The 6,088-nt window shown below is 70.7% G+C and carries 7 protein-coding genes and 1 tRNA gene; 7 read left to right on the plus strand and 1 reads right to left on the minus strand.

Annotated features, from left to right (window positions below):
* Positions 1-61 precede the first annotated feature (61 nt).
* Positions 62-1,342 carry a M6 family metalloprotease domain-containing protein gene (locus ACZ561_RS37530; RefSeq protein ID WP_471004180.1) on the plus strand — a complete coding sequence of 427 codons (1,281 nt, stop codon included), beginning with the start codon at positions 62-64 and terminating at the stop codon, positions 1,340-1,342.
* Here ACZ561_RS37530 and ACZ561_RS37535 read toward each other — a convergent pair.
* Positions 1,329-2,939: a class I adenylate-forming enzyme family protein gene (locus ACZ561_RS37535; RefSeq protein WP_471004204.1), complete on the minus strand. Its 1,611-nt coding sequence runs from the start codon at positions 2,937-2,939 to the stop codon at positions 1,329-1,331. The genes ACZ561_RS37530 and ACZ561_RS37535 overlap by 14 nt on opposite strands.
* A 243-nt stretch (positions 2,940-3,182) precedes the next feature.
* Between ACZ561_RS37535 and ACZ561_RS37540 the strand changes: the two genes are divergently transcribed.
* From ACZ561_RS37540 to ACZ561_RS37565, 6 genes are all read left to right on the plus strand, one after another.
* Positions 3,183-3,593: a VOC family protein gene (locus ACZ561_RS37540; RefSeq protein ID WP_471004182.1), complete on the plus strand. Its 411-nt coding sequence runs from the start codon at positions 3,183-3,185 to the stop codon at positions 3,591-3,593.
* A gap of 40 nt (positions 3,594-3,633) precedes the next feature.
* Positions 3,634-4,176 carry a helix-turn-helix transcriptional regulator gene (locus tag ACZ561_RS37545; protein ID WP_471004184.1) on the plus strand — a complete coding sequence of 181 codons (543 nt, stop codon included), beginning with the start codon at positions 3,634-3,636 and terminating at the stop codon, positions 4,174-4,176.
* Positions 4,177-4,181: 5 nt separating this feature from the next.
* Complete coding sequence (locus ACZ561_RS37550; RefSeq protein ID WP_471004186.1) at positions 4,182-4,817, plus strand: glyoxalase; 636 nt, start codon at positions 4,182-4,184, stop codon at positions 4,815-4,817.
* Positions 4,814-5,275 (plus strand): pyridoxamine 5'-phosphate oxidase family protein, encoded by a 462-nt coding sequence (locus ACZ561_RS37555; protein ID WP_471004188.1) that lies wholly within the window; start codon positions 4,814-4,816, stop codon positions 5,273-5,275. The genes ACZ561_RS37550 and ACZ561_RS37555 overlap by 4 nt, the downstream gene beginning before the upstream one ends.
* A 53-nt stretch (positions 5,276-5,328) precedes the next feature.
* Complete coding sequence (locus tag ACZ561_RS37560; protein ID WP_376444359.1) at positions 5,329-5,781, plus strand: iron chaperone; 453 nt, start codon at positions 5,329-5,331, stop codon at positions 5,779-5,781.
* A gap of 181 nt (positions 5,782-5,962) precedes the next feature.
* Positions 5,963-6,035, plus strand: a tRNA-Arg gene (locus tag ACZ561_RS37565).
* Positions 6,036-6,088 lie beyond the last annotated feature (53 nt).

Below are 6,088 nucleotides of genomic sequence, written 5' to 3' on the forward strand. Positions count from 1 at the left end.
CCGACCGGCCGACCCGGCAGCCGGCTGACGCTGACCTGAGGCTGACCAGAGAGGCGACCGGATGCACCAGACCCGCCGGGGGATACGCAGAACCGTCGCCCTCGCCGTGGCAGCCGCCCTCGCGCTCGCCGCACTGGCCTCGGCCAGCACGACCCTCCCCGGCCCCGCACCGGCCTCGGCGGGCCCGGTGGCCACCGCACCCAAGGACTCACGGGAGTCCAAGCTCGGGCCGTGCCGGATCGCGACGACGATGGGTGTGCAGATGTCGGAGGGCCTGCCGACAGCTCCGGGCTACGCCCGCTCCACGGGCAAGGTCAGGGCCCTCAACCTGATGATCGACTTCCCCGACGCGCCCGGGGACGGCACGGCGCTCGGCCGCTACCGCGAGTTCTTCCCGAAGACCTCCGAGTGGTTCCGCACCAGCTCGTACGGGCGCCTGCACTACCACCCCGACGCCCCGATAACCGACTGGCTGCGGATGCCGAGACCGTTCTCCTCGTACGGGATAGAGCGCGGCTCACCGTACGAACCGGGCTACCGCGGCTTCGTCGAGGACATCGTGAAGGCCGCCGACCCGAAGGTGGACTTCAGCGCGTACGACCTGGTCAACATCCTGATCACCCCGAACGCCGGCCCCTCGGCCCTGGACACCGTCCTGTCCGTCACCTTCTCGGGGAACGACGACGCCCCGTACGCGGACGGCGTCCCGCTCTCCAACACGTCCTTCGTCTACAGCCGCCAGGACGACGGCTCGGGCTCGTACGCCGCGACCGGCTACCGCGTCCTGCCGCACGAGAACGGCCATGTCTTCGGCCTGCCCGACCTCTACACCGCGGACGGCGGCGGCACGGTCGGGCACTGGGACATCATGTCCGAGGACTGGGGGGCCAACAACGACCTCCTCGGCTGGCACAAATGGAAGCTGGGCTGGCTCGACAACGAGCAGGTCAGCTGCGCGTCCACGCCCGGGACGCACGAGTACACGCTGACCCCGCTGGCGGCCTCGGGCGGCGACAAGCTCGCCTTCGTACCGCTCTCCGACACATCGGGCTACGCGATCGAGGTCCGCACCCGCGCCGGCAACGACGAGGCCGTGTGCGAGCCGGGCGTCCTGATCTACCGGGTCGAGTCGGACGTCGACACCGGGCACGGCCCGGTGACCGTGGCGGACAGCGACAAGGACAGCGGGGGCTGCACGCGCCGCCCGAACGTCCACGCGGAGCTGTCGGACGCCCCGTACCGCCCGGGCGAGACCTTCACGGACCGTACGAACGGCATCCGGATCGCGGTGACGCACGAGAACGCCAAAGGCCACTACCGGGTCCGTGTCACGCGCCCGTGAGCTCTTCCCTGAGCTCCCGCTTGAGGATCTTCCCGGTGGCGTTCCGCGGCAGCTCGCTGTCCCGGACGACGACATGGGCCGGCACCTTGAAGGCGGAGAGGCGCGCGCCGACGTGCGCCCGTAGCTCTTCGACCGTGACGCTCGACGGCTCCTTGAGTCGTACGACCGCGGCGACCTCCTCCCCCAGGGTGGGGTGCGGCACGCCGAGGACGGCGGCGTCGAGGACGGCGGGGTGGTCCAGGAGGACGTTCTCGACCTCCACGCAGTACACGTTCTCGCCGCCGCGGATCACCATGTCCTTGAGCCGGTCGACGAGGGTGATCCGCCCGTCGTGGAGCCGGGCGAGATCCCCGGTACGGAACCATCCGTCGTCGCCGAAGGCGTTCTTCGTCGCCTCCTCGTCGCCCCAGTACCCGCGGACGACGGACTGCCCCCGCAGCCACAGCTCCCCGACACCGTCGGCGTCCGGCCGGTCGATCCGGATCTCGGTGGCGGGCGTGGGCCGGCCGACGCTCAGCGGATCCGCGCGGTACTCGGCCCCGAAGTTCGCGAACACGCCCCCGCAGGTCTCGGTGAGCCCGTAGCCGTTGCGCGGCTCGATGCGCTCCCCGTACCGGGCGGTGAGGCGGGCCACGATCTCGGGCGGGGCGGCGGCGCCCCCGGTGTTGAGCATGACGAGGCTCTCCAGCGGATCGCCGGTCTCCTCCGCCCGGTCGAGCAGCTGCAGGGCGGTCGTCGGCACACCGGCGTAGTGCGTGACCCGGTGGCGCCGGATCAGCTCCAGGGCCGTGTCCGCGTCCCACTTCCGCATGAGAACGAGGGTCCCGCCGGCGGCCATGACCGAGTAGAACGACGTGAACGCCGCCACGTGGAAGAACGGAAACGTGGTGAGCGAGACGGGCGCCGGCCCCTGCCCGGGGACCGTGCCGCGGCCGAGGGCGGAGGCGGCGGCGTAGTACCGCGGATTCATCGCGGCCCCGGCCTGCGCGAGGTGGGTGGCGACGGCGCCCTTGGGACGGCCGGTGGTCCCGGAGGTGTAGATGATGGTGGCGTCGTGCTCGGGCAGCACGTCGACGGGCGGCGGCCCGAGAAGCGGATCGGTGTCGCGTACGTACTCCTGGAAGCCTTCCCGCGCCTCCCCGTGGAAGACGATTCCGGGCACGTCGTGCTCGCCCGCCCACCGCCGGACCCTCTCGACCCGCTCGCCGTCGACGAGAAGGATCCGGGGCGTGCAGTCGTCGAGGGCGTACACGAGCTCCGCCTCGGTCCACCAGGCGTTCAGGGGCACGGCGACGAGGCCGGCGAGCTGGGCGGCCCAGAAGGCGATCTGCCACTCGGGATGGTTCCGCATCGCGACGACGGCCCGGTCCCCCGGCCGCAGCCCGTACACCTCGCCGAAGCGCCGGGCGAGCCCGCAGGCGGCGTCGAAGAACTCCCGATAGGTCAGCTCCCCGTCCTCGGACACCAGGAAGACCTGGTCGCCGTAGGCCCAGGTGGCCTCCACGAACTCCCGCAGCGTGCGGGGGCCGCCGACGTACACCCCGTCCTCGACCGCGAAGGGCCCGCCGGGCGCGGCCAACCGAGCACCGATGCCCATGGCCCTCTCTGCTCCGCGCACGTCCACCCTCTCCACGACACGCTCCGTCCCGTCCCGTCCTGTCCCGGAACGTACCACCCGTCGCCGCAGGTCAGAAGGGCATGGATCACGGCCCGGATCACGGACCGGATCAGGGCGCGGATCAGGGCGCGGGCACCGGCTCGCACGGGACGGCCGACGGCCGCCCGAACGGATCAGTATTCGAGAAGCGCCGCTCGTCCAGGCCGAGTTAGCGTGACGACCATGGACATCACGATCAACACCACCGCCCTTCCGCACGACGACCCGGACGCCTCTCTGGCCTTCTACCGCGACGCCCTCGGCTTCGAGGTCCGCAGCGACGTCGGCCAGGGCAAGATGCGCTGGATCACGGTCGGCCCCGTCGGCCGGCCCGGCACATCCATCCTCCTGGCGCCGCCGGCCGCCGACCCCGGGATCACCGAGGACGAGCGCCGCACCATCCTCGAGATGATGGCCAAGGGCACCTACGGCTGGATTCTGCTGGCCACCCCCGACCTCGACGACACCTTCGCGAAGGTCCAGGCCGCCGACGCCGAGGTGGTCCAGGAGCCGACGGAGCAGCCGTACGGCATCCGCGACTGCGCCTTCCGCGACCCCGCCGGGAACCTGATCCGCATCCAGGAGCTTCGCTGAGCACCTCGCCACCGCCCGCTTGGACGAAAGGAGCTCACCCATGTGTCATCCCGGATGGTCGCGCGCCCGCACCGCCGCGCAGCGACTGAGCGATTTCACGCACCTGCGCCGCGTCCGCGACCGGATCGACCGGGAATACGCCCGCCCGCTGGACGTCGAGAGCCTCGCCCGGGACGCGAACATGCCGGCCGGGCACCTCAGCCGGCAGTTCCGGCTCGCCTACGGCGGTTCGCCGTACGCCTATCTGATGACGCGTCGCATCGAGCGCGCGACGGTGCTGCTGCGGCGCGGCGACCTCGGCGTGGCCGAGGTCAGCTCCGCGGTCGGCTGCTCGTCGCCGGCCACGTTCAGCGCGCACTTCACCGAGCTGGTCGGCATGGAACCCGACGAGTACCGGCGCCACGCGGTGATGGGCCCGGCCGGAACGGCACCGCTCGGAGCCGGACTCGTCGAAACGGCACCGCTCGGAGCCGGACTCGTCGAAACGGCACCAGCCGACACCGGAGTCGTCGAAAAGGCACCAGCCGGCACCGGACCGGTCAGGAATCGAGAAGCACTGCCGAGGGAGCCGGAACTAGCGTGAATGCCATGAACGCAACGACCTCCACCACCCCCACCGCCTCCATCGAATCCCTCACCCTCGAGGTGACCGACGTAGCGGCCGCCGAACGCTTCTACTCCGCCTTCGGTCTGGGCAGCCGGGTCCGCCTGCGGGCCTCGGACAAGCCGACGACCGGCTTCCGCGGGTTCTCGCTGTCGCTCACGGTGTCCCAGCCGGCCGACGTCCGCGGCTTCGTCGACGCCGCCGTCGAGGCCGGCGCCACGGTGCTCAAGCCCGCGTCTAAGTCGTTCTGGGGCTACGGCGGCGTCGTCCAGGCCCCGGACGGAGCGATCTGGAAGATCGCCACGTCGGCGAAGAAGGACACCGGCCCGGCGACCCGGAAGATCGACGAGATGGTGCTGCTGATCGGAGCCGCGGACGTGGCCGAGAGCAAGCAGTTCTACGTCGACCAGGGCCTCAGGGTGACGAAGAGCTTCGGCCGCAAGTACGTCGAGTTCGCCACCGCGGACTCGAGCCCGGTCAAGCTGGCGCTGTACGGCCGCCGCGCCCTCGCCAAGGACGTCGGCGTCCCCGTCGACGGCACCGGATCGCACCGGATCGCGCTGGGCACCACGGGCAGCGCGTTCACCGACCCTGACGGCTTCGCCTGGGAGGAAGCGTGACGGACGCACCGCCGCGTGGGCTCGAGGAGCGCCTGAAGGACACGCGCGACAGGCTGGAGAACGACGTCGACCTCTGGGTCGCGACGCCGGGCTCCTCGGACTCCCTGGGAGTCCATCTGATCCCCCTCTCGTACCTCTGGGACGGAACGACGTTCCTCATATCGACGCCACGGGCCTCGATCACCGGCCGCAACCTGCTGGCGGACGGCCAGGTACGTCTCGGGCTCGGACCGACGCGCGACGTGGTCCTCGTCGACGGCACCGCCGAGCCGGTGGACATCGCCGAGCTCGCCCCGGGGACGGGCGACGCGTTCGCGGCCAGGACCGGCTTCGACCCGCGCGAACTCGACCAGCCCTACCAGTACTTCCGGATCCGCCCACGGCGCATCCAGGCGTGGCGGGAGGCGAACGAGCTGCGAGGCCGCGACCTGATGCGCGACGGCCACTGGCTCGCCTGACACCACCGCTCTCCCGCTCCACACGGACACCGACCAATGGAAGAGGAACTGCCATGAGCGACACGCAGAAGTCCGACGAGAAGTACGACGGTTTCACGGCCGAGGAGCGCGACGCGATGAAGGAGCGCGCCAAGGAGCTGAAGTCCTCGACGCGCCGCCCGCGCGCGGCCAAGGCGGACCCGGAGACCGAGGTGCTCGCGAAGATCGCCGAGATGCCGGACGAGGACCGCGCCCTCGCCGAGCGCATCCACGCGATCGCCAAGGAAAGCGCGCCGGACCTCACGCCGAAGCTCTGGTACGGGATGCCTGCGTACGCCAAGGCCGGCAAGGTCGTCTTCTTCTTCCAGAGCGCGGCGAAGTTCAAGGCGAGATACGCCACGCTCGGCTTCAACGACCCGGCGAACCTCGACGAGGGCTCGATGTGGCCGACGGCCTTCGCCCTGACGAAGCTGACAGCGGCCGACGAGGCACGCATCGGCGAGCTCTTCAAGAGAGCAGCAAGCTGACCGTTTCCGCAGGTCACCCACCCATCGACGCGGGCGCCCGGACATGATCCCTCATGCGGGGCGCACCCGCACAGCCTGATCCGCTAGGCTGTCAGCGGTCAGTGGGCTACCAGGTCGCCCGCCCGGAAAAGGTCCACGAGGACCCCACCCGGCGGCGCCCGAGGGCCGACCGACCAGGAATGCCTTCGTAGCTCAGGGGATAGAGCACCGCTCTCCTAAAGCGGGTGTCGCAGGTTCGAATCCTGCCGGGGGCACAAGGGAAAAGGCCACCTACCGATCTTGGTAGGTGGCCTTTGACATCTACTTC

The organism is Streptomyces sp. NPDC039609 (genome assembly GCF_055596705.1).